General features: G+C 41.0%; 26 protein-coding genes. 25 read left to right on the top strand and 1 reads right to left on the bottom strand.

Features of this window, described 5'->3' with window-relative positions; genetic code table 11:
- Window positions 1–20: 20 nt before the first annotated feature.
- From AWT60_RS12025 to fni, 13 genes are all read left to right on the top strand, one after another.
- Window positions 21–476: a DUF2663 family protein gene (locus tag AWT60_RS12025; protein ID WP_041109651.1), complete on the top strand. Its 456-nt coding sequence runs from the start codon at window positions 21–23 to the stop codon at window positions 474–476.
- Between the two features lie 86 nt (window positions 477–562).
- A complete protein-coding gene (locus tag AWT60_RS12020; protein WP_076841009.1) occupies window positions 563–1,351 on the top strand; it encodes a metallophosphoesterase in 789 nt (262 codons plus the stop codon).
- 165 nt (window positions 1,352–1,516) lie between these two features.
- Window positions 1,517–2,095: a genetic competence negative regulator gene (locus AWT60_RS12015; RefSeq protein WP_024428080.1), complete on the top strand. Its 579-nt coding sequence runs from the start codon at window positions 1,517–1,519 to the stop codon at window positions 2,093–2,095.
- A 196-nt stretch (window positions 2,096–2,291) separates the two neighbouring features.
- Window positions 2,292–3,566, top strand: coding sequence for a Glu/Leu/Phe/Val family dehydrogenase (locus tag AWT60_RS12010; RefSeq protein WP_007500982.1), 1,275 nt, complete (start codon window positions 2,292–2,294; stop codon window positions 3,564–3,566).
- Window positions 3,567–3,690: 124 nt separating this feature from the next.
- Complete coding sequence (locus AWT60_RS12005) at window positions 3,691–4,662, top strand: YpdA family putative bacillithiol disulfide reductase (RefSeq protein ID WP_041109649.1); 972 nt, start codon at window positions 3,691–3,693, stop codon at window positions 4,660–4,662.
- Window positions 4,663–4,817: 155 nt separating this feature from the next.
- Window positions 4,818–5,474, top strand: a complete 657-nt coding sequence (gene prsW / locus AWT60_RS12000; RefSeq protein WP_024422824.1) for a glutamic-type intramembrane protease PrsW — start codon at window positions 4,818–4,820, stop codon at window positions 5,472–5,474.
- 134 nt (window positions 5,475–5,608) lie between these two features.
- Window positions 5,609–6,520, top strand: a complete 912-nt coding sequence (gene sleB, locus AWT60_RS11995; RefSeq protein WP_202738866.1) for a spore cortex-lytic enzyme — start codon at window positions 5,609–5,611, stop codon at window positions 6,518–6,520.
- A 16-nt stretch (window positions 6,521–6,536) separates the two neighbouring features.
- Window positions 6,537–7,886 (top strand): germination protein YpeB, encoded by a 1,350-nt coding sequence (ypeB, locus tag AWT60_RS11990; protein WP_041109647.1) that lies wholly within the window; start codon window positions 6,537–6,539, stop codon window positions 7,884–7,886.
- Between the two features lie 102 nt (window positions 7,887–7,988).
- Window positions 7,989–8,636, top strand: coding sequence for a flagellar brake protein (locus AWT60_RS11985; RefSeq protein ID WP_041109646.1), 648 nt, complete (start codon window positions 7,989–7,991; stop codon window positions 8,634–8,636).
- 63 nt (window positions 8,637–8,699) lie between these two features.
- Window positions 8,700–8,882 carry a YpfB family protein gene (locus tag AWT60_RS11980; RefSeq protein ID WP_041109645.1) on the top strand — a complete coding sequence of 61 codons (183 nt, stop codon included), beginning with the start codon at window positions 8,700–8,702 and terminating at the stop codon, window positions 8,880–8,882.
- 71 nt (window positions 8,883–8,953) lie between these two features.
- Window positions 8,954–9,631, top strand: coding sequence for a (d)CMP kinase (gene cmk / locus AWT60_RS11975; protein WP_218677298.1), 678 nt, complete (start codon window positions 8,954–8,956; stop codon window positions 9,629–9,631).
- Between the two features lie 223 nt (window positions 9,632–9,854).
- Window positions 9,855–11,006, top strand: coding sequence for a 30S ribosomal protein S1 (rpsA, locus tag AWT60_RS11970; protein ID WP_024422818.1), 1,152 nt, complete (start codon window positions 9,855–9,857; stop codon window positions 11,004–11,006).
- A 14-nt stretch (window positions 11,007–11,020) separates the two neighbouring features.
- On the top strand, window positions 11,021–12,076 hold the full coding sequence (gene fni / locus AWT60_RS11965; protein WP_076841010.1) for a type 2 isopentenyl-diphosphate Delta-isomerase: 1,056 nt from the start codon (window positions 11,021–11,023) through the stop codon (window positions 12,074–12,076).
- A 17-nt stretch (window positions 12,077–12,093) separates the two neighbouring features.
- On the opposite strand, the gene AWT60_RS11960 is transcribed toward fni, so the two are convergent.
- Window positions 12,094–12,225 carry a YpzI family protein gene (locus AWT60_RS11960; RefSeq protein ID WP_073206119.1) on the bottom strand — a complete coding sequence of 44 codons (132 nt, stop codon included), beginning with the start codon at window positions 12,223–12,225 and terminating at the stop codon, window positions 12,094–12,096.
- Between the two features lie 120 nt (window positions 12,226–12,345).
- On the opposite strand from AWT60_RS11960, the gene AWT60_RS11955 reads away from it, so the two are divergent.
- The 12 genes from AWT60_RS11955 to AWT60_RS11900 all read left to right on the top strand — a co-directional run bounded on the left by AWT60_RS11955 (window position 12,346) and on the right by AWT60_RS11900 (window position 21,999).
- Window positions 12,346–12,948 (top strand): YphA family membrane protein, encoded by a 603-nt coding sequence (locus AWT60_RS11955; protein ID WP_483861525.1) that lies wholly within the window; start codon window positions 12,346–12,348, stop codon window positions 12,946–12,948.
- Window positions 12,945–13,829: a YIEGIA family protein gene (locus AWT60_RS11950; protein WP_024422816.1), complete on the top strand. Its 885-nt coding sequence runs from the start codon at window positions 12,945–12,947 to the stop codon at window positions 13,827–13,829. The genes AWT60_RS11955 and AWT60_RS11950 overlap by 4 nt, the downstream gene beginning before the upstream one ends.
- Before the next feature lie 6 nt (window positions 13,830–13,835).
- Entirely contained in the window at window positions 13,836–14,030 is a 195-nt protein-coding gene (locus AWT60_RS11945; protein ID WP_008344527.1) for a capping complex subunit for YIEGIA, read from the top strand.
- A gap of 159 nt (window positions 14,031–14,189) precedes the next feature.
- Window positions 14,190–15,500, top strand: a complete 1,311-nt coding sequence (gene der, locus AWT60_RS11940; protein WP_024422815.1) for a ribosome biogenesis GTPase Der — start codon at window positions 14,190–14,192, stop codon at window positions 15,498–15,500.
- A 14-nt stretch (window positions 15,501–15,514) separates the two neighbouring features.
- Window positions 15,515–16,552 carry an NAD(P)H-dependent glycerol-3-phosphate dehydrogenase gene (locus AWT60_RS11935; protein WP_041109636.1) on the top strand — a complete coding sequence of 346 codons (1,038 nt, stop codon included), beginning with the start codon at window positions 15,515–15,517 and terminating at the stop codon, window positions 16,550–16,552.
- A 266-nt stretch (window positions 16,553–16,818) separates the two neighbouring features.
- Window positions 16,819–17,022 (top strand): DUF2768 domain-containing protein, encoded by a 204-nt coding sequence (locus AWT60_RS11930; RefSeq protein WP_024422813.1) that lies wholly within the window; start codon window positions 16,819–16,821, stop codon window positions 17,020–17,022.
- Between the two features lie 18 nt (window positions 17,023–17,040).
- Entirely contained in the window at window positions 17,041–17,766 is a 726-nt protein-coding gene (locus AWT60_RS11925; protein ID WP_098677465.1) for a hypothetical protein, read from the top strand.
- Between the two features lie 204 nt (window positions 17,767–17,970).
- Window positions 17,971–19,449: a stage IV sporulation protein A gene (spoIVA, locus tag AWT60_RS11920; RefSeq protein ID WP_008344534.1), complete on the top strand. Its 1,479-nt coding sequence runs from the start codon at window positions 17,971–17,973 to the stop codon at window positions 19,447–19,449.
- 374 nt (window positions 19,450–19,823) lie between these two features.
- Window positions 19,824–20,102: a non-specific DNA-binding protein Hbs gene (gene hbs / locus AWT60_RS11915; protein ID WP_003215863.1), complete on the top strand. Its 279-nt coding sequence runs from the start codon at window positions 19,824–19,826 to the stop codon at window positions 20,100–20,102.
- Window positions 20,103–20,292: 190 nt separating this feature from the next.
- The gene (gene folE / locus AWT60_RS11910) at window positions 20,293–20,862 is read left to right on the top strand and encodes a GTP cyclohydrolase I FolE (protein ID WP_202738868.1); all 570 of its coding nucleotides are present in this window, start codon (window positions 20,293–20,295) and stop codon (window positions 20,860–20,862) included.
- A 24-nt stretch (window positions 20,863–20,886) separates the two neighbouring features.
- A complete protein-coding gene (gene mtrB / locus AWT60_RS11905; protein WP_008344541.1) occupies window positions 20,887–21,117 on the top strand; it encodes a trp RNA-binding attenuation protein MtrB in 231 nt (76 codons plus the stop codon).
- A gap of 114 nt (window positions 21,118–21,231) precedes the next feature.
- Window positions 21,232–21,999 (top strand): heptaprenyl diphosphate synthase component 1, encoded by a 768-nt coding sequence (locus AWT60_RS11900; RefSeq protein ID WP_218677296.1) that lies wholly within the window; start codon window positions 21,232–21,234, stop codon window positions 21,997–21,999.
- The last annotated feature ends 2 nt before the right edge of the window (window positions 22,000–22,001 follow it).

Here is a 22,001-nt window from a genome sequence, read left to right as displayed (position 1 = left end):
AAAGGGACAGGGTGTATGTGATGACATTGCACACAATCAGCCGATATATGGATCAGCCGACACAGAAGATGATGGAAACATTGATCAAAAGAAAGCATAAATATGAGGGTTTTGCCAAGCAGTGCAAAAGATGGCAATGGACAGCCCTTCTATCGCTGGCCATTCTTTTGTTTTATTTTGTGATCACGGCAAATGCGGGAGGCGGCTCGCTTCAGCCGGAAGCCATGATTGCAACACTGCTTGGTCATGAAGTATTTCTGTTTTGGATCATGGCCGAGGTCTTTGCTTTTTACGCCTCTTATTACTATAAGAAAAAAGAAGAAAAGGCTGAGGATGAATATCATCGGCTTAGATGTGAAATTATACAAAAAAGCACAGATTTATGGCCTCAATCAAATCAGTGGAAAGAGCGCGAGACGGTTTTTCACTTTATGCAGAAGCAATATGACATTAATCTCTATTATGAAAGTAAATAAATGAGAAAAAAGACGTTTAACAGTTGAAACGTCTTTTTTCTTTCAAGCGTCTTATGAAAGAAAGATACGTAAGGGAGCCATTTGTGATGAAATATGCCATCGGATTTACTGCCGCCATTGCGGCTGTTACAACAGGTGTGTGTGTAACGGCAAAAATGGTGAAAACGGCAAAACAAAACAACATCAAAAAGCATTATTTTACAATAGAAGCACTTCAATCAGATCGGCCTGCTGTCATTTTCTTTATTTCTGATACACACAGACGTCTCATCAGTGACACTTTATTAGCAGAAATCAGACAGGAAGAGCCAGATGTGATTATGATTGGCGGAGATTTAGCAGAAAAAGGTGTACCCTATGCAAGGATTGAAGAAAATGTGAAACGTTTATCAAGAATTGCGCCGGTTTATTTTGTTTGGGGAAATAATGATCATGAGCTGCACCAGCAAAGGTTTAAAGAGATTCTTCATGCATACAATGTCACGACTTTGCAAAATGAAACGGCTGTATGGAATTTCGAAGGCCAGCGAATCAAAATCGGAGGAATTGATGATATTCGGCTTGAAAAAGCAGATTATGAAGCCATACGGCCTGAGTTTGTGAAAGATGATGTCAATATTCTCTTATCACACAATCCAGATGTACATCATTTGATGAGTGAAGAAGAGGGAATCGACCTTGTCCTGAGCGGTCATACGCATGGGGGGCAGATCCGAATTGGGAAATTTGGTCCATATGAAAAAGGAAGAACAGGCCAGGTCAAGGGTGCGTTCTTTCTCATTAGTAATGGCTACGGGACAACAAAAATTCCCATGCGTCTCGGAGCAGAACCAGAAACCCATCTGATCTATTTAATGCCTCTAAAAACACGTTAACTTGCGGCACCCTCAATATTTTCCATAAAAGTCACCGTAAGCATAGCTTCATGCTTGTCTTCCGTCTTGACACAGTGTAAACTGAATACAAAATTAAGAACCTATGACTCATCATCTCATATACTACAGTATGATGTGTGTTTAGAAGAGGCAGGAGGGAACGTTATGCGACTGGAGCGTCTGAATTATAATAAAATCAAAATTTTTCTCACACTAGATGACCTGACAGACCGAGGTCTTACGAAAGAAGACCTTTGGAAAGATTCGTTCAAAGTCCATCAGCTGTTTAAAGACATGATGAACGAAGCGAATCAGGAGCTCGGTTTTGAAGCGAATGGACCGATTGCAGTTGAAGTATTTTCTCTTCAGGCGCAGGGGATGGTCGTCATTGTCACAAAGAGTCAGCAGGAAGATGCTGATGATGAGTTTGATGAAGATTACATTGAGATGCAAGTCAAGCTCGACGAGAGTAAGCATGTGCTCTATCAATTTGCCTCGTTTGAAGATGTGATTCAACTGTCCCATAGTTTAAGTCGTATTGGACTTTTAGGGGGTACAGTTTACCATTATGAAGGTCAATATTATCTCAGCCTGGATGATGTTGGAGAATTATCTGCTGATACAGTCATTTCGATTTTAGCAGAGTTTGGTTCACCTACGACACTCACCATTCACCGGCTAAAAGAATATGGAAAAGTGATCATGCAAGAAGATGCTGTGAAAACGATTCAAATGTATTTTTAATCACTTTTTTCTATTATATTTAATACTGTTGTGATGAAACAACAGTATTTTTTTATATCCTTTTTTATATTTATAAACGCTGATATTTTATTTTGATAAAAAACGCTTTTTACCTTTGCTTTACCAGTACGAAGGTGTATACTATTGCTTGAAAGGGAGCAGTAGATCATGAAAGATTTCTAGGGGGTTTATTTTAATGGCAGCCGATCAAAACGCCGCTCATAACGCAGAAGATAAGCTAGATGTTTTAAAGTCAACTCAAACCGTCATACATAAAGCGCTAGACAAATTAGGGTATCCGCAGGAAGTGTATGAATTGCTGAAGGAGCCAATTCGTCTATTAACGGTCAAAATTCCAGTACGTATGGATGATGGATCGGTGAAAATTTTCACTGGTTACCGTGCACAGCACAATGATGCTGTCGGTCCAACAAAAGGCGGAATCCGTTTCCACCCGAACGTTACGGAAAAAGAAGTAAAAGCGCTTTCAATTTGGATGAGTTTAAAATGTGGAATTGTGGATCTTCCTTATGGCGGAGGAAAAGGCGGTATTATCTGTGATCCAAGAGAAATGTCATTCAGAGAGCTTGAAAAACTAAGCCGCGGCTATGTTCGCGCCATCAGTCAAATTGTTGGACCAACAAAAGATGTTCCAGCACCAGACGTGTTTACGAACTCTCAAATTATGGCATGGATGATGGATGAATATTCTAGAATTGATGAGTTTAACTCGCCAGGATTTATTACAGGAAAACCAATTGTTCTTGGAGGATCACACGGACGTGATACTGCAACAGCAAAAGGTGTGACGATCTGCATCAAAGAAGCGGCGAAGAAAAAAGGAATTGACATTAACGGAGCTCGTGTTGTCGTACAGGGATTCGGGAATGCAGGAAGCTACTTAGCTAAATTCATGTATGATGCTGGAGCAAAAATCGTAGGGATTTCAGATGCATACGGCGGATTATACGATGAAGATGGTCTAGACATTGACTACTTGCTTGACCGACGTGACAGCTTTGGAACCGTCACTAAACTATTTAACGATACAATTACAAACCAAGAGCTGCTTGAGCTGGATTGTGATATCTTAGTACCTGCAGCCATTGAAAACCAAATCACAGAAGATAATGCGGCAAACATTAAAGCCAAAATTGTCGTAGAAGCAGCAAATGGTCCAACGACACTGGAAGGAACCAAAATTCTTTCAGATCGTGGTGTACTGCTTGTTCCAGACGTGCTTGCGAGCGCGGGTGGTGTAACTGTTTCTTACTTTGAATGGGTTCAGAATAACCAAGGGTTTTACTGGACAGAAGAAGAAGTTGAAACTCGTTTAGAAGATATGATGGTGAAATCATTTAATAATATTTATGAAATGGCGCAAAACCGCCGAATTGATATGCGTCTTGCTGCATATATGGTCGGTGTACGTAAAATGGCTGAAGCTTCTCGATTCAGAGGCTGGATTTAAGCGGCTGATTTGCATCGCGCCTTAAAATCTCCTATCCTTAAATAGGAGATTTTTTTATGGAATGGAACAAAGAATCAAACAGCCCAGCAATTGTTATTGCAGTGAAATGACAGGAGTGGAACAAATGAAACAAGAAAAAGCGATCATAATAGGAGGCGGCCCCTGCGGGTTATCAGCTGCCATCGCATTCAAGCAAATTGGGATTGATGCACTTGTGATTGAAAAGGGGAATGTCGTGAACAGTATTTATCATTACCCAACACATCAAACCTTTTTTAGTACAAGTGAAAAACTTGAAATCGGTGATGTCGCTTTTATTACTGAGAACCGTAAGCCCGTTCGTATTCAGGCACTTTCTTATTACCGAGAGGTCGTCAGACGAAAAAAACTGCGTGTGCATGCTTTTGAAAAAGTAAACGCCGTGACGAAACAAGATGGCCGTTTTACGGTGAGTACATCAAAAGACGACTATTCATGTGATTACGTCGTCATTGCGACTGGCTATTATGATCATCCAAACTATATGAATGTCAAAGGAGAAGACCTTCCCCACGTATATCACTATTTTAAAGAAGGACATCCATATTTTGATAAAGATGTGACGGTGATCGGCGGAAAGAACTCCAGTGTGGATGCTGCGCTAGAACTTGTGAAATGCGGAAGCAGAGTCACTGTGCTGTATAGAGGAACCGAATATTCATCCAGCATCAAGCCTTGGATTTTGCCAGAGTTTGAAGCGCTTGTCCGTAATGGAACGATTCGAATGGAGTTTGGCGCGCAGGTGAAAGAAATCACAGAAGAAGATGTGATTTTTACAAACCAGCAAGATCAAACGGATCGAGTGAAAAGTGACTATGTATTTGCTATGACTGGCTATCACCCAGATCATTCTTTCTTAGAAAAAATGGGTGTCAAGATTGATCCAGAATCAGGCCGTCCAGCATTTGATGAACAGACGATGGAAACGAATGTTGAAGGTATTTTCATTGCGGGAGTCATTGCTGCTGGTAATAATGCCAATGAAATTTTCATCGAAAATGGAAGATTTCATGGCGGACTCATTGCAGAAGAAATCAACAAAAGAATGAACGGATAAAAAAAGAACTGAACCCTTCAAAGGGGTTCGGTTCTTTTTTATATAAATTGGGATTATATAGAAAGATATTTTTAGAAAAATGGGCCCGAGTCATATAAAAAAAGGGTAAATCATGGTACGATAATGAAGGATAATGTAGGGAAAGAGGTCTGGTTATGATCGCAATCATCTCAGCAGGTTTAGCTCCCGGCATCGCACTTTTAAGTTATTTTTATTTGAAAGATCAGTACGACAATGAGCCGGTTCACATGGTCATCAGATCTTTTATGCTAGGTGTCATACTTGTGTTTCCAACCATGTTTATTCAATATGTCCTTCAAGAGGAAAATATCGCAACAAACCCTATCTTGATTTCATTTGTGACGTCGGGCTTTTTAGAGGAATCATTAAAATGGTTTATTTTAATGGTCAGCGTTTATGCGCATGCCCAGTTTGACGAACACTATGACGGGATTGTGTATGGAACGAGTGTCTCACTTGGTTTTGCAACACTTGAAAATATCCTTTACTTAGTCGGTCACGGGGTCGAATATGCGTTTACCCGTGCTTTATTACCTGTATCAAGTCACGCATTATTTGGTGTTGTGATGGGTTTTTATATCGGAAAAGCCCGCTTCTCTGATAAAAAAGAGCAGCGCAAATGGCTGATCCTTTCTTTAACGCTCCCTGTGCTGTTTCACGGCCTGTATGATTTCATTCTATTAGGGATGAAAAACTGGGGATATATCATGGTGCCGTTCATGATTTTTTTATGGTGGTTTGGTTTAAGGAAAGCAAAAAAAGCCCGTGCGGTAAAAATGGTGCAAATTTAATTTTGGAAAACGTCCTATTTGTTTATAGGGCGTTTTTTTGTCTTTTCCATCCAATTCTCTCCTGTGTTGAATGTATAAAAATAGGGATCGGAAGAAACATATATTCAAACATCAAAAGTACAGGAGGATCAAATATGGATAAAGCTCGTTTCATGAAACAAATTGTTCTTATCTTCTCAATCGTTCTTCTTGCGTCTTCACTTTTGACAGCCAGTAAAAGTGAAGCATTCACCGGCCAAGTCATCCAGCGCGGGGCAACAGGAGAAGATGTAGTCGAGCTGCAAGCGCGGCTCCAATACAATGGGTTTTACAATGGCAAAATCGATGGCGTCTATGGCTGGGGGACGTACTGGGCCGTTCGCAACTTTCAAAGCCAATTTGGCATGAAGAAGGTCGATGGACTTGTAGGTCAGAAAACAAAAAACTTATTAGTTCAAAAGACGAAATACTACAAAGAGTTTGTTCAAAAGCAGCTGCAGCAAGGGAACCAGTTTACCCATTATGGCGGGAAGCCTCTTGATCAGCAAACAAAGGCTCCTGCGCAAAGAAGTTCGCAAAAAAAGACAGCACAAGGTACAAAAGAAAATCAAAAAAGTCAAAGTGGATCATCTGGGAAGTCTGGCAATCAGTCAGGCAGCCAGCAGGGAAATCAAACACCAAAACAAACAGCAGCCAACATGCCTGGTGGTTTTTCTAGTAATGACATTCAGCTCTTGTCGCAAGCTGTTTACAGTGAAGCAAGAGGTGAGCCGTATGAAGGACAGGTGGCCATCGCGTCCGTTATCTTAAACCGCTTGAACAATCCGACCTTTCCAAATACGATCGCAGGAGTCATTTTTGAACCGCTTGCGTTTACCGCTGTAGCAGATGGACAATTTTATATGACGCCAGATGAAACGGCAAAAAAAGCTGTATTTGATGCAATCAATGGCTGGGATCCATCTGAGAGCGCCATCTATTACTTTAATCCTGATACAGCAACAAGTCCTTGGATTTGGGGAAGACCACAAATTAAACGAATCGGGAAACATATATTCTGCGAATAAAAAGGGGTGTAAATAAATGATCAGAGGAATATTGATTGCTATTTTAGGAATTGCTGTCATCTCAACAGGTTACTGGGGCTATAAAGAACATCAAGAAAAAGACGCCGTGCTGCTTCATGCTGAGAACAACTACCAAAGAGCCTTCCATGATTTAACGTATCAGGTGGATCAGCTGCATGACAAACTGGGCGCAACACTTGCGATGAACAGCCAAACATCCATCTCACCAGCACTTGCAGATGTATGGAGAATGTCATCAGAAGCGCATAACAATGTCAGCCAGCTCCCTCTCACATTGATGCCTTTTAATAAAACGGAAGAATTTCTGGCGAATGTCGGAGATTTTAGCTACAAATCATCAGTCAAATCTTTATCAGATGAACCATTAAATAAAGATACACACAAAACCATTACAGCTCTATATAATCAAGCGTCAGATATCCAAAACGAACTTAGACAAGTGCAGCACCTCGTACTTAATAAAAACTTAAAATGGATGGATGTTGAAATGGCGCTCGCTGACGGCGATCGAAAGAACGACAACACCATCATTGACGGGCTGAAAACAGTCGAGAGAAATGCAGATGCATTTGCAGATGTCGATCTTGGGCCTACAAATGTGTCCACAGAAAAAGAAACACAAGGCTACAATCATTTAAAAGGCGATAAGATTACAAAAAAAGAAGCGATCCGCATTGCACAGCAATTCACACCCGACCATAATCAACATTTTAAAGTGAGAAAAAGCGGCAGCAAAACCAATCGCGACGTGTACAGCTTATCGATGTCTGATCCAGACAGCCATGCAAACTTTTACTTAGATTTAACTGAAAAAGGAGGACACCCAGTCTACCTTCTTCAGAATCGTGACGTGAAAAAACAGAAAATCAGTTTAAATGAGGCATCAGAAAAAGCACTCAGCTTTTTAAAGAAGCAAGGGTTTGACACAGAATCGTTCCATTTAGATGAAAGTGCACAATTTGATAATATCGGTGTATTTACCTATGTTCCTCTTCAGGAAAATGTTCTGCTTTATCCAGATAGTATACGCATGAAAGTCGCATTGGACGATGGTGAGGTTGTTGGGTTTTCAGCGAAGGATTACTTAACGAATCATAAAACACGAGACATTAAAGCACCTAAAATCTCGCAAAAAGAAGCGAAGAAAACATTAAATCAGCATGTAAAGATCGAAGATACTCATTTAGCGATTGTACAAAATGATATGTCAGAGGAAGTTCTGTGCTATGAGTTCCTCGGAACGATAAAAAACGATACGTATCGCATGTTCATTAATGCAGATACTGGAAAAGAGGAACGAGTAGATAAACTAAAAAACGCAGAACCTATATATAAAGACCTATAGAAGAGGAAACGAGGAAAAGGCTAATAAGTCTTTTCCTTTTGTTTTAGACATGGTTTAATATAGGAGAGGATACGATTTCACAGATGAAAAGAGTGATGAGGAATGTTACAAATAGGGGATGCAATCACAATTGAATATGTCAATGAGAACAAAGAAGTGAAAACAGCAAAATCGAAGGTTTTGGAAAATAATAACGATGATATTTGCATTAATTATCCAGCTGATCAAGAAACGGGACGCACCATCTACTTAAACCAGCAAACAGAAATCACCGTCTTCTTTTTTGACGAAAACCAAATTCCATACAAATGTACAAGCGAAGTCATCGGAAAAAGAAAAGAAGATATTCCGATGATTGTCATTTCCATTCCGCCAAAAGAAAAAATGATTCGCCTTCAGCGAAGAGAATATCTGAGAGTGGATACGATGGTCAAAGCTACTATCATGCAAACGGACGAAGAGGCCTTTGAGACGTTTATTGTGAATATGAGTGCTGGCGGCGTAGCAATCTCTGTTCCTGAGGGCGTGTCATTGAAAGAATATGGAGAAGTGGTCACAGAGTTTGAACTTCCCCTAAAAGAGCCCGTGAAAATAAAAGCGGTTGCAGAGATGAATCGAGTATATGAAGATGAACAGTCTGGCAAAACAAGAGCGATCATGGAGTTTTCAGAGATCACAAATGACCACCAGCAGCACATCATGAAATACTGCTTCCAGCAGCAGCTTTTAACACGTGTGAAAAAAGCATAAGAATAAAGGGTGTAAAAAGCTTCCATACTAGAGAGGAAAGAATCTAGCGTGGAGGCTTTTTGTATGAAGACAATGGAAAGATGGTTATTGAAAGTGGTGTTCATTCAGCTTGTTTTATTGCTCACCGTTCAGATCACACTTCATTTGACGAAAGGAGAACTTTTTTTGTCAAAAGTCGTGCAGTATGAGGGTGTGAACAACATGAGCATTGAAGAATGGATTGAAACGTTTAAGCAGAAGGATTGATAGAAAATTCCCCCGTTTGAGCGGTGATCGTGTTACAATTCATAAGGGAGATTCAATCAAGGAGAGGTATTATGAAAAAGAAATTATCTATTGCAATTGACGGTCCTGCAGCAGCAGGCAAAAGCACTGTGGCAAAAATTGTCGCAGCCAAAAAATCATATATTTATATTGATACAGGTGCTATGTACCGCGCGATTACACTTGCGGCACTCAATCAAGGTGTAGACCTTGAAGACGAACAGGCACTTGATTCATTACTGAAAAAAACGGTCATTGAACTAGTAACAACAGACGAGGGTCAAAAAGTCCATCTAAACAACACGGATGTCACAGAGGATATTCGCACAGACCACGTAAGCAACCAAGTATCGGTTGTTGCAAAGCACAGAGCTGTTCGGGAAGAAATGGTCCGCAGGCAGCAAGAGCTTGGCAAACGAGGCGGCGTCGTTATGGACGGAAGAGACATAGGCACTCACGTACTTCCAGATGCTGAAGTGAAAATTTTCTTGCTTGCATCAGTAGAAGAAAGAGCAAAACGCCGCTTTGAAGAGAATCAGAAAAAAGGCTACGATGTCAATTACGATCAGCTGATCGAAGAGATTGCAAGACGCGATAAGCTTGATTCTGAGCGCGAAGTTTCACCTTTGAAGAAAGCAGATGACGCCATTGAAATTGACACCACTTCCCTTTCTATTCAAGAGGTGGCAGGGAAAATTTTAGATGCAGCAGACCGCGTGGAGAAACAGTAAGAAATTTTAGAAAACTTTTATAAGTTAGAGGTTTATCTCTTGACAAACAAGGTCTTTTATTAGAAGTTTATACTAATACTATTTTTATTGATCATTCAAGCAATTATATTGATTTGAATGTTTCTATAATACATATTCGGCTGGCAATCATCATGCTTAAGACACATATTCGCCCAGTCGTTTTAACTAAGCTGTGTAGGTTTGGACCAAGGAGGTTATCGAAATGACAGAGGAAATGAATCAAATCGATGTTCAGGTACCAGAGGTTGGAGATGTAGTGAAAGGGATTGTTTCTAAAGTTGAGGACAAGCATGTCAATGTAGATATCGTCAATGTGAAACAACCTGGTATCATCCCAATCAGTGAATTATCAAGTCTTCACGTTGAAAAAGCATCAGATGTCGTGAAAGATGGCGACGAGTTAGAGCTTAAAGTAACAAAGGTCGAAGACGATGCTTTGATTTTATCTAAACGTGCTGTTGATGCAGACCGCGCTTGGGAAGACCTAGAGAAAAAGTTTGAAACAAAAGAAGTATTTGAAGCTGAAGTAAAAGACGTTGTAAAAGGTGGTCTTGTCGTTGACATTGGTGTGCGCGGATTTATTCCTGCATCTCTTGTAGAAGCACACTATGTAGAAGACTTCACAGATTACAAAGGAAAAACACTCTCACTTGTCGTGGTAGAACTTGACCGCGAAAAAAATCGCGTGATTCTCTCGCACCGTGCAGTCGTTGAGCAAGAGCAATTAGACAAAAAGCAAGACTTCCTGCAAAAGCTTGAAGTAGGCAGTGTGATTGATGGTAAAGTGCAGCGGCTTACTGATTTTGGTGCATTTGTTGACATTGGCGGCATTGATGGATTAGTTCACATTTCTCAACTATCCCATGCGCATGTTGAAAAGCCATCTGACGTAGTAGAAGAAGGACAGGAAGTCAAGGTCAAAGTACTTGCTGTTGATCGTGATAACGAACGTATCTCACTATCTATTAAAGAAACATTACCAGGACCTTGGAGCCAAATTGGTGAAAAGGTAAAACAAGGTGATGTGCTTGAAGGAACCGTTCAACGTCTTGTGAGCTTTGGTGCATTTGTTGAAATTCTGCCAGGTGTAGAAGGGCTTGTGCATATTTCCCAAATCTCTCATAAACATATCGGCACGCCGCAAGAAGTCCTTGAAGAAGGGCAGACTGTGAAAGTGAAAGTGCTTGATGTGAATGAAGACGAAGAGCGCATTTCACTAAGCATCCGTGATTTAGAAGAAAATCCTGAAAAACAAATCGAAGAGGATTATCGTCAATATCAGGCGAAAGAGGAAAACACAAGCGGCTTCCAGCTTGGTGACCTGATCGGCGATAAACTCAATAAACTAAAATAATTTGGTGATCAAAATTGACGCGAGCAGAAAGAAAGAAGCAGCATATTGAGCATGCGTTGTCCACTGGCCAGCATGCAGCAACAGGTTTAGATGATGTTTCCTTCGTTCACGCCAGTTTACCAGATCTTGCGACATCACAAATTGATACACATACGACAATTGGCGGACTGACTTTCGGTTCGCCAATTTTTATCAATGCAATGACTGGCGGAGGCGGAGAATCCACCTATGAGATCAACCGCTCTTTATCGATCGCAGCGAAGGAGACCAATATCCCAGTAGCAGTTGGATCACAAATGGCTGCACTGAAAGATAAAGAAGAAAGACGAACATATGAAGTCGTTCGTAAAGTCAATCCGGATGGAATTGTATTTGCGAATTTAGGCAGTGAAGCGACAATGAAGCAAGCTCAAGAAGCAGTCAACATGCTCGAGGCAAATATGCTCCAAATTCATCTGAATGTCATCCAAGAGATTGTCATGCCTGAAGGCGATCGAGATTTCAGGGGAGCGCTTGAGCGGATTGCAGCGATCGTTGAATCTGTTGGTGTGCCTGTTGTTGTAAAAGAAGTTGGATTTGGCATGAGCAAGGAGACGGCAGGAAAGTTATTCCAAGCTGGGGTTGCAGCCGTTGATGTAGGCGGATTTGGTGGAACGAACTTTTCAAAGATTGAAAATCTCCGCCGCCAAAAAGCACTTCGTTATTTTGATCAATGGGGAATTCCAACTGCAGCGAGTCTTGCTGAAGTACATACAGCCTTTCCGAATCAAACGATTTTAGCCTCCGGAGGTATTCAAGATGCTCTTGATGTAACCAAATCAATGGCTCTTGGCGCATCTGCTGCTGGTCTAGCTGGATTTTTCTTAAAATCATTGACCAGTGGAGGAGAAAGCGGCCTCATCGCAGATATCATGGAACTTCAAGAAGATATCAAGATGATGATGACAGTGCTTGGCGTGAAGACGATTGAAGAACTGAGACAGGCTCAAGTTGTGATCTCAGGGGAAACAAGTCATTGGCTCAAAGAAAGAGGCGTTGACACAACGTACTATAGTAAGAGAGGCATGTGATGATCACATGCCTTTTTTTATTGATTTCTTTTTCGAGCGCTTTCTGGACCTTCTAATGCTGTTGCACCTTTATGATGAATGGATTGATCGCGGTCAGATTCCACTCTTCTTGACGCCTTTAAACGCTTTTCCTGTCTATCTTTTCCCATCATGTATCCCTCCTCAGGTTATTAGGGTGTCACCTCTTGTTTATTTCATACAAAGCCGGTAACGATCCGCATGTTTAAAAATTGGAGATTTTCCCATAATGTAATTGAGGTGATGAGGCGTTGGAGGCTTTGTACTATTATTGGTCTATATGGTTCGTTTGGATTATGGTGACATTTATCATGGAAAAAAGTTTGTGGCGCACCGTGCTGGGCATCTGTGTACTTGTCCATATTATATTCAGTCATGTCATGATATCCGTTTTAGATATGAGCATTAATGCGGGTTTCTTGATGACTTTTTTATATGCATGTGCTGCTTTCGTCATATTCAGGTCTAGTTACCGAATGATGAGAATCATGCAATTGGGCTCGATGGTGAGCGCGTATGCCTTTTTTATGATATTTGCATTATATGACCCTGTTTGGTTCACGATAATAAAGGTGGATTGGGTCGTATTTGCCCTGCTGATCTTAATGTGTATGACATATGGACAGCCGTTAACGGAAAGAATCACCTTATGGATGATGTCAGTATGTCTCGGCGAAGCCCTTTATGCGCTGGCGATTCACCGCCTCACATCATCAATTGTCATAGGGGATCTCTCTTTTCTTTCCTTCGTTGTACAAGGAGCCGTCTTCCTATTAGGTGTCGATCAGCTTGAAAAGCTCTTGAACGCCCGTTCATCAAGAAAATCAGTAAAAGGGGCTGCAAAATCAACATGACAGACTATACGTTTCCTGTGATTATTGGTGTCATCTTTGGGATGGCGGCCAGACTTTACATGTTAAGAACGGATTACCGGCAATACCCGACGTATATTCATGGACAAGTGATTCACATTGCACTTGGTTTTATTGCGTCAGGATTAGGTGCGATCATTATGCCTGCACTAATTCAGGAGGAATTTACAGCGATTACCTTTCTCACTTTGGCAGCCACGCAATTTCGAGATGTCCGAAATATGGAAAGAAATACGTTAACCCAAATGGATTCGTATGAACTTGTCTCACGAGGCAGTACATATATAGAAGGCATTGCCATTGCCTTTGAAAGTCGAAATTATATTGCGATTCTCACGGCACTTATTACAACGACAGCCTGTATTTTCTTCTCGCTTGTTGTTGGAACAGTAGTCGGTATTCTTTGTTTTTTCATGGCAAAGCTATTAATGTCAGGCAGTCAATTAAAGGATATCGTCAGCATTCAAAAAGGGGAACTTCGCTTTGATGGGGCAGGGCTTTATGTGAATGATATATACATTATGAATATCGGGCTGCCTGAAAAGCAAAAACTCATTTTAGAGCATGGGATGGGCTTTATCTTGACGCCGAAAAATTTCAACTCTGCTACAACGATTGCTAACCTTGGACAGCGGCAAGCCATTTTATTTGATTTATCGAACGTGCTTGGCGTGTACCGCGATTCTGGTGAACCATCGCTCTGTCCGCTCGCAAAACGTGATCTGAATACCGGTACACTTGGTGTGTTCATTTTACCGCAATGGCAGCGTGAAGATTTGGCTGTCCGTGTATTAGAAGAGGTGCCTATTTTAGAAAATGCCATAAGAATGCCGACAGATTTCATTAAAAAGAAAGTGAGGTAATAGGGCATGGCGAACACCATTGAACAATTTATATTGGCTGTGGCAACAACAAATAAAGAGCGGGTCATTGGCGGAACAGCGGTTTTTTTCTGTGAAAATAAAGAAGAGCTCGACATGTATGCCATGAATTTAGAGGCCATTTTAGATGGAATTGCACACGGCATTGGAGAAGATCTTTACTTGATTGTCAAACATTTTTAAGTTATTCATTGTGGTCTGATTAAAAATTGATATAATATATAAGTTGAACCCTTCATGTTTGAAGGGTTTATTTCATAAAACTGAATGAAAATTATAAATCCCGGTTGAAACATGATGATGAACATATTGAATCGCGGCTGGATTGAAAGGAAGGGTACTATGGGTAAACCTGTCGTAGCCATTGTTGGAAGGCCCAACGTTGGAAAATCTACAATTTTTAATCGAATCGCAGGCGAAAGAATATCGATTGTAGAAGACACACCTGGTGTAACAAGAGATCGAATCTATAGCTCTGCTGAATGGTTAAATTATGACTTTAATTTAATAGATACTGGTGGAATTGATATTGGAGATGAGCCATTCTTGGCGCAAATTCGCCATCAGGCAGAAATCGCAATGGACGAAGCGGATGTCATTATCTTTATGGTGAATGGCCGAGATGGCGTGACATCTGCGGATGAAGAAGTCGCAAAAATTTTATATCGCACGAAAAAGCCAGTTGTACTTGCTGTCAATAAACTGGACAACCCTGAAATGAGAAGCGACGTGTATGACTTTTATGCACTCGGATTTGGCGAGCCGTATCCGATTTCTGGAACACACGGATTAGGACTTGGTGATCTGCTTGATGCAGTGGCAGAACATTTTAAAAATTTACCGGATACGCAATATGATGAAGAAGTTGTCCAGTTCTGCTTAATTGGCCGTCCGAATGTAGGGAAATCTTCTTTAGTGAATGCGATGCTCGGAGAAGACCGCGTCATTGTCAGCAACATCGCTGGTACAACAAGAGATGCTGTCGATACGATGTTTACGTACAATCAGCGTGACTTTGTCATTGTTGATACAGCAGGTATGAGGAAAAAAGGGAAAGTATATGAAACAACAGAGAAATACAGTGTGCTTCGTGCATTAAAAGCCATTGACCGATCTGATGTTGTCGCTGTTGTACTTGACGGCGAGGAAGGCATTATTGAGCAGGATAAACGAATTGCTGGCTATGCACACGAAGCTGGTAAAGCTGTTGTCATCATTGTGAACAAATGGGATGCTGTTGAAAAAGATGAGCGCACGATGAAGGAATTTGAGCAAAACATCCGCGAGCATTTTCAATTCCTTGATTATGCACCTGTCTTGTTTATGTCTGCTCTTACGAAAAAGAGAATTCATACATTAATGCCGTCCATTATCACAGCAAGCGAAAACCATGCAATGCGCGTTCAAACCAATATTTTAAATGATATCATCATGGATGCGGTGGCGATGAATCCAACGCCGACCCATAACGGACAGCGCCTAAAGATTTACTATGCAACACAGGTGGCCATTAAGCCTCCTTCCTTCGTTGTGTTTGTCAACGATCCAGAGCTTATGCACTTTTCTTATGAGCGTTTCCTAGAAAACCGCATTCGAGATGCATTTGGTTTTGAAGGAACACCAATTAAAATATTTGCGAGAGCGAGAAAATAAAAAGGGTGAGCAGGATGAAGAAAATTTCAGTACTTGGAGCAGGTAGCTGGGGAACAGCTCTTGCGCTTGTATTAGCTGATAATCATCATGATGTACACATGTGGGGACATAGACAAGAGCTCATTGATCAAATCAATGAGAAACATGAAAATCATGATTACTTGCCAAATGTCGAACTGCCAGCGTCTATTCAGGCGACAACCGATATGAAGCAGGTTTTAGAGGGGACAGAGGCGGTTATTGTCGCTGTGCCAACAAAGGCCATTCGTGAGGTATTGAAGCAGGCAAATGAGTTGATCTCATCGAAGGTGCCATTTGTCCATGTCAGTAAGGGAATTGAACCAGATACACTTCTTAGAATTTCTCAAATGATTGAACAAGAAGTCCCATCTGAGAAAAGAGAGGCTGTCGTTGTCCTATCAGGGCCGAGTCATGCAGAAGAAGTAGGTCTGCGTCATCCGACAACTGTCACTGTCTCGTCAGAAAATATTGAAGCAGCTCAATTTGTTCAAGATTTGTTCATGAACAATCATTTTAGGGTGTACACAAACCCTGATGTGATTGGGGTGGAAATTGGCGGCGCATTGAAAAATATCATTGCTCTTGCGGCTGGTATCACAGACGGACTTGGATATGGTGACAATGCAAAAGCGGCGCTTATCACAAGAGGACTTGCTGAAATCGCACGTCTTGGCACAAAAATGGGAGGGAATCCCCTTACATTTGCCGGATTAACAGGCGTTGGTGATTTGATTGTGACATGTACAAGTGTTCATTCGCGTAACTGGCGCTGCGGGAATTTACTCGGTAAAGGATATAAGCTCGAAGAAGTGCTTGAAAAAATGGGCATGGTTGTCGAAGGCGTCCGCACAACAAAAGGCGCTTATCAGCTCTCCAAAGAATACAAGGTCAGCATGCCGATTACAGAGGCTCTTTACGGCGTCCTGTTTGAAGGGAAAAAGGTTGACGATGCTGTAGAATCATTGATGGCACGTGTGAAAACACATGAGATGGAAGACCTTGTGAACATGTTTGAAAACCAAACAAAATAAAAGGAAAGACTGAACTTAGGCATGTAGAGGATGCAAGAAGGGGAAGACTTGCATAACATAGCAATGAAGTTTGAATAGAGCTTTGCCTCTACAGAATGAGGAAAATAGTCGATCCAATGACTGAAGCAGAGTCCCCCTCTTTGCTTCAGTTTTTTTATGCGCTTTTTTCTGAATGATTGGAAAAATGATTGATATTTACCTTATTTTTGGTTTAAAATGAAATATAAACGCTTACAATTCGTTCGTTTTGAAGGGGGACAGGCACGATGAGTTTTGCTTTAATCAAGATGTGGTTTGCGCTTGGTTCAATGGGGCTCATGTTTTTAGCCGTAGTAACCATTTATCTCAGCAGGTTTAAGCTGAAAAGCAAATTTCTTAAAATAACGGCCTCGACCGTTGCATACAGCTTGATGCTGATATCAGGTATCATTGTGTTTTTAGTTGTCTTTAGCGGACCGGTCAATGAATAAAGAAAAAGGAAGAATATGATGATCAAAGCAAAAGTCAGTGTCACACTGTTAGCATTTATTTTATTAACAGGATGTCTGTATCCAGAAAATCGCAAAGCTGAGAACCGGGTGCCATACGAAGAGCAGCTGCAAAGTGTACAGACAGCGATTGAGGAATTTCAAAAAGCAACAAATGGTCTTTTGCCTATAGAAACGAAAGAAGCAGACACGCCGGTTTATCAGAAATATGTCATCGACTTTAAGCGCTTGTCACCAAGATATTTACACGATGTACCGTCTACATCTTATGAAGGCGGGGGCGAATATATTTATGTCCTCACAGACGTCGAAAAGAAACCCACTGTGAAACTGCTTGATGTCAAAATGACGCAGACCATCAATGAATTACGGCTTAGAATCAAGATGTATCAAGATGAACATACATATCCGCCATATGGCAAAGTCGTATCAGCCAATTTATATACGCTAAATGAAAAAAAACTAGGATTAAAATCGCCGCCTGCGGTGATAAGTCCTGTGACAGGGAATTCCCTCCCATTACTGATTTCATCAAACGGTGACATCTATGTGGACTACCGCAGTGATTTTGCTCACATTTTGAAGAATACGAAGCAAAAGCTGAAACCAGGTGAAAACATTCAAGATGTATATTGGCAGGAAACCCCGTTTGTACCCGCGTTTTCTGTCCCATATACCATCAACAAAAAAGGTGAGCCTGCCTTTTTAGAAAAAAAGACGTCATAAACAAGAATGAACCTTTTTCCTCTGCATATAAATGAGGAGAAAGGTTTTTTTATGGCTAAACTTACTCTCAAAACAAAAAGGTGTCATATTCAAATAGGACAACGTCATACACATATATTGTCCAGACACCTTTCAAGCACAGTTTGATTGAAGAATAGAGTATTTCATTTGAAAACGAGGATAGCAAGTCCGGGAGGGGATCACTTGGAAAAAGTCGATATTTTCAAGGATATCGCTGAACGAACAGGAGGCGATATATATTTAGGAGTCGTTGGCGCTGTTCGTACAGGGAAGTCTACGTTTATTAAAAAGTTTATGGAGCTCGTGGTGCTCCCGAATATCAATAATGAGGCAGATCGTGCAAGGGCACAGGATGAATTGCCGCAAAGCGCAGCAGGAAAAACCATTATGACCACAGAGCCTAAATTTGTACCGAATCAAGCAGCATCAATTCACGTGAGTGACGGTCTTGATGTCAACATCAGGCTTGTCGATTGTGTGGGATACACTGTCCCTGGTGCGCGCGGGTATGAAGATGAAAATGGCCCAAGAATGATCAATACGCCGTGGTATGAAGAGCCAATCCCGTTTCATGAAGCAGCGGAAATTGGTACACGCAAGGTCATTCAAGAGCATTCAACAATAGGTGTAGTGATTACAACAGATGGTTCCATTGGAGAAATTCCAAGACATGATTATATTGAATCTGAAGAACGTGTGATTGATGAACTCAAAGAGGTTGGAAAGCCATTTATTATGGTCATTAACTCTGTGAGGCCATATCATCCTGAAACAGAAGCGCTCCGGCAGGAACTTAGCCAAAAGTATGATATTCCAGTACTCGCCATGAGCGTAGAAAGTATGAGAGAGCAAGACGTACTCAGCGTTCTTCGTGAAGCATTATATGAATTCCCAGTCCTAGAGGTGAATGTGAACCTGCCAAGCTGGGTGATGGTGCTAAAAGAAGATCACTGGCTGAGAGAGAGCTATCAGGATTCAGTAAAGGAAACTGTAAAGGATATTAAAAGATTAAGAGATGTCGACCGTGTCGTTGGTCAATTCAGTGAATTTGATTTTATCGAAAGAGCGGGTTTAGCAGGAATTGAAATGGGTCAGGGGATTGCGGAGATTGACCTGTATGCGCCAGATGATCTATATGATCATATTTTAAAAGAAGTCGTTGGTGTAGAAATTAGAGGAAAAGACCATCTTCTAGAGCTGATGCAAGATTTTGCTCATGCTAAGACAGAATATGATCAAGTATCAGACGCATTAAAAATGGTGAAGCAGACTGGTTACGGGATTGCAGCGCCAGCGTTGTCCGATATGAGTTTAGATGAGCCAGAAATCATTAGGCAGGGATCAAGGTTCGGCGTGAGATTAAAAGCGGTCGCTCCATCTATTCATATGATCAAAGTAGATGTAGAGAGCGAATTTGCACCGATTATCGGAACAGAAAAACAAAGTGAAGAGCTCGTCCGCTACTTAATGCAAGACTTTGAAGATGATCCGCTTTCGATCTGGAATTCAGATATATTTGGCCGCTCCCTCAGCTCCCTTGTCAGAGAAGGCATTCAAGCGAAGCTGTCTCTCATGCCGGAAAACGCAAGATATAAGCTGAAGGAAACGCTTGAAAGAATCATTAACGAAGGATCAGGCGGTTTGATCGCGATTATTTTATAGCAAGTGAGACCTCTCATTGATGGGGTCTTTTTTTTGCGTGTAGAATGAGTCATAAAAAGACAATTGTATAAAGATTAGTCAGATTCAGGCTGAAATTAGGAATATTCGTTCGCAAAAGTGCCCTTAATCCTTGACGAATAAGGATTCTTCCCTTTAAAATGCTTGATATGGTATTTCATATGTGTTAATCTACTTACAGAAAATCTTCACTTTGTTGGACAAACATTCCTTCAAAGAGACGTTTTCTGATGAAAAGCCATGTATAACGCTTTCTAGACGCTCTTTTTTTCTGAAAAAGGGTATAGAAAGAAGACGAATTGTGAAGAAATGATAACAATCTACTGAATGCATATTTTTGGGAGGAGGTGAAAGGCATGAACAAGACAGAACTTATTAACGCGGTTGCTGAAGCAAGCGAGTTATCTAAAAAAGACGCGACAAAAGCAGTTGATTCTGTTTTTGATACAATTTTAGATGCACTTAAAAATGGTGACAAAATCCAACTTATTGGTTTTGGTAACTTTGAAGTACGTGAGCGTTCAGCTCGTAAAGGACGTAACCCACAAACTGGTGCAGAGATCGAAATCCCTGCAAGCAAAGTACCTGCTTTCAAACCAGGTAAAGCACTTAAAGACGCGGTGGCAGGTAAATAATCGTTATGTGTAATGATCCTGTTGAAGGAGTTATACATATACAGTTTCACACTGGTCTAGAAAAGCCCCTTTCATAAGGGGCTTTTCCTTTTGAATCAAAAGGTTCGTTTAGAACGCTCTCCTTTGCTTTTAGGATCTGAAGTGTGCTAGAATCTGAATGAAATGTAATCGCCTTTGGAGGATATAATACATGAGTGAAATAAATAAAGAATTAATCGAACACGCAGTACGCGATATATTAAAAGCAATCGGAGAAAATCCGGATCGTGAAGGACTTCTTGATACCCCAAAACGAGTCGCAAAAATGTATGAAGAAGTGTTCTCGGGATTAAATGAAGATCCAAAAGAACATTTTAAAACCATTTTTGGCGAAGACCACGAAGAACTCGTCCTTGTAAAAGATATTGCTTTCCATTCAATGTGTGAACACCACCTTGTGCCTTTCTACGGGAAAGCCCATGTCGCTTATATTCCGCGCGGAGGAAAAGTAACGGGACTTAGTAAGCTGGCAAGAGCTGTAGAAGCCGTGGCAAAACGCCCGCAGCTTCAGGAACGCATTACATCAACCATTGCAGATAGTATGGTGGAAACACTTAATCCGCATGGCGTGATGGTTGTCGTTGAAGCAGAGCATATGTGTATGACGATGCGCGGAGTGAAAAAGCCAGGCGCTAAAACAGTGACCTCAGCTGTCCGCGGCACATTTGCAAATGATGCAGCCGCAAGAGCAGAAGTGCTTTCCTTTATTAAAAATGACTAATTCAATAGATGGAAGGTGAACAAAATGAGTGAAAATAAAGCATCTGATTTTGTGGTGATTAAAGCCATTGATAATGGTGTAAACGTCATCGGCCTAACAAGAGGCTCTGATACAAGATTTCACCATTCTGAGAAGCTCGATAAAGGTGAAGTGATCATTGCACAATTTACTGAGCATACGTCAGCGATCAAAGTAAGAGGCGATGCTGTCATTCAAACAAGCTTCGGCGAAATTCAAAGCGAAGCAAAGAAATAAAGAACTTGTAGCACTTGATAGCATAAAAGTGAGAGCTGATATGGTATAATAAATCTCTATACAATGTGCAGGTCTACATATGAAACTGTAATTTTTGGGACAAGGGTGATATCTTTGCAAGACATCTACGGAATTTTATCTAATCTAAATATAAAATTAAATAAAAAGCTTTCTCATCCTTATTTGGCGAAGCATTTACGCGCACCACTCATCGATGAAGATAAGCTCCTTCTTTTTCATGCAATGTTTGAAGAAGCTCAAATTGATGCAGAGAAAAAAGAAAATTATATTTTAACGGCGATGCTTGTGCAAATTGCCCTTGATACCCATGACGAAGTCACAACTGCTGCAGCCATCAAGCAAGACGAATTCAAAAATCGTCAGCTGACCATCCTGGCAGGAGACTATTTCAGCGGTCTCTATTATTCTCTTCTCTCTGACATGAAAGACATTTATATGATCCGCACGCTCGCTACGGCGATCAAAGAGATCAATGAACATAAAATTAGACTGTATGACCGGTCCATTCAAGATGCAGCGCACTTTTACAAAAGTGTAGCTACAGTTGAATCTGCGCTTTTCCAAAGGATTTCTGAGCACTTTCAATTAACGCATTGGAATGAGATTGCAAGTCATTTTCTTGTTTATAAACGCTTCATGAAACAAGCAGAAAATGACAAACATTTAAAACTTTTTTTGAACGATCGTTATACGGACGCCTATTCATGTTTTGACAATTTTGAGAATGAAGGCTATGAAAAGGCCAAACGACCGATCAAGGAGCATCTTGTGTCATCTCCGGTCGTTCAAAAAGAGCTATTAAATCGCTTGGATCATATGAAAAATGAGCCTGCGTACCATCAGAAAGTGGAAGAAGGGTAAGT

It is taken from the genome of Bacillus sp. F2HM (assembly GCF_019266135.1).
Classification (GTDB): domain Bacteria; phylum Bacillota; class Bacilli; order Bacillales; family Bacillaceae; genus Bacillus; species Bacillus safensis.
This window is presented reverse-complemented; position numbering and strand designations above follow the sequence as displayed.

Excerpts from the sequence above, each read along its gene's own strand:
- AWT60_RS11945 (WP_008344527.1), top strand. The coding sequence starts at position 13,836 with ATGGCGAACACCATTGAACAATTTATATTGGCTGTGGCAACAACAAAT.
- AWT60_RS11930 (WP_024422813.1), top strand. The coding sequence starts at position 16,819 with ATGAGTTTTGCTTTAATCAAGATGTGGTTTGCGCTTGGTTCAATGGGG.
- cmk (WP_218677298.1), top strand. The coding sequence starts at position 8,954 with ATGAAAAAGAAATTATCTATTGCAATTGACGGTCCTGCAGCAGCAGGC.
- AWT60_RS11980 (WP_041109645.1), top strand. The coding sequence starts at position 8,700 with ATGAAGACAATGGAAAGATGGTTATTGAAAGTGGTGTTCATTCAGCTT.
- AWT60_RS11985 (WP_041109646.1), top strand. The coding sequence starts at position 7,989 with ATGTTACAAATAGGGGATGCAATCACAATTGAATATGTCAATGAGAAC.
- AWT60_RS12020 (WP_076841009.1), top strand. The coding sequence starts at position 563 with ATGAAATATGCCATCGGATTTACTGCCGCCATTGCGGCTGTTACAACA.
- AWT60_RS11950 (WP_024422816.1), top strand. The coding sequence starts at position 12,945 with ATGACAGACTATACGTTTCCTGTGATTATTGGTGTCATCTTTGGGATG.
- AWT60_RS11960 (WP_073206119.1), bottom strand. The coding sequence starts at position 12,225 with ATGGGAAAAGATAGACAGGAAAAGCGTTTAAAGGCGTCAAGAAGAGTG.
- rpsA (WP_024422818.1), top strand. The coding sequence starts at position 9,855 with ATGACAGAGGAAATGAATCAAATCGATGTTCAGGTACCAGAGGTTGGA.
- der (WP_024422815.1), top strand. The coding sequence starts at position 14,190 with ATGGGTAAACCTGTCGTAGCCATTGTTGGAAGGCCCAACGTTGGAAAA.
- hbs (WP_003215863.1), top strand. The coding sequence starts at position 19,824 with ATGAACAAGACAGAACTTATTAACGCGGTTGCTGAAGCAAGCGAGTTA.
- prsW (WP_024422824.1), top strand. The coding sequence starts at position 4,818 with ATGATCGCAATCATCTCAGCAGGTTTAGCTCCCGGCATCGCACTTTTA.
- AWT60_RS12025 (WP_041109651.1), top strand. The coding sequence starts at position 21 with ATGACATTGCACACAATCAGCCGATATATGGATCAGCCGACACAGAAG.
- folE (WP_202738868.1), top strand. The coding sequence starts at position 20,293 with ATGAGTGAAATAAATAAAGAATTAATCGAACACGCAGTACGCGATATA.
- AWT60_RS12005 (WP_041109649.1), top strand. The coding sequence starts at position 3,691 with ATGAAACAAGAAAAAGCGATCATAATAGGAGGCGGCCCCTGCGGGTTA.
- AWT60_RS11935 (WP_041109636.1), top strand. The coding sequence starts at position 15,515 with ATGAAGAAAATTTCAGTACTTGGAGCAGGTAGCTGGGGAACAGCTCTT.
- AWT60_RS12015 (WP_024428080.1), top strand. The coding sequence starts at position 1,517 with ATGCGACTGGAGCGTCTGAATTATAATAAAATCAAAATTTTTCTCACA.
- mtrB (WP_008344541.1), top strand. The coding sequence starts at position 20,887 with ATGAGTGAAAATAAAGCATCTGATTTTGTGGTGATTAAAGCCATTGAT.
- AWT60_RS11925 (WP_098677465.1), top strand. The coding sequence starts at position 17,041 with ATGATCAAAGCAAAAGTCAGTGTCACACTGTTAGCATTTATTTTATTA.
- AWT60_RS12010 (WP_007500982.1), top strand. The coding sequence starts at position 2,292 with ATGGCAGCCGATCAAAACGCCGCTCATAACGCAGAAGATAAGCTAGAT.
- sleB (WP_202738866.1), top strand. The coding sequence starts at position 5,609 with ATGGATAAAGCTCGTTTCATGAAACAAATTGTTCTTATCTTCTCAATC.
- ypeB (WP_041109647.1), top strand. The coding sequence starts at position 6,537 with ATGATCAGAGGAATATTGATTGCTATTTTAGGAATTGCTGTCATCTCA.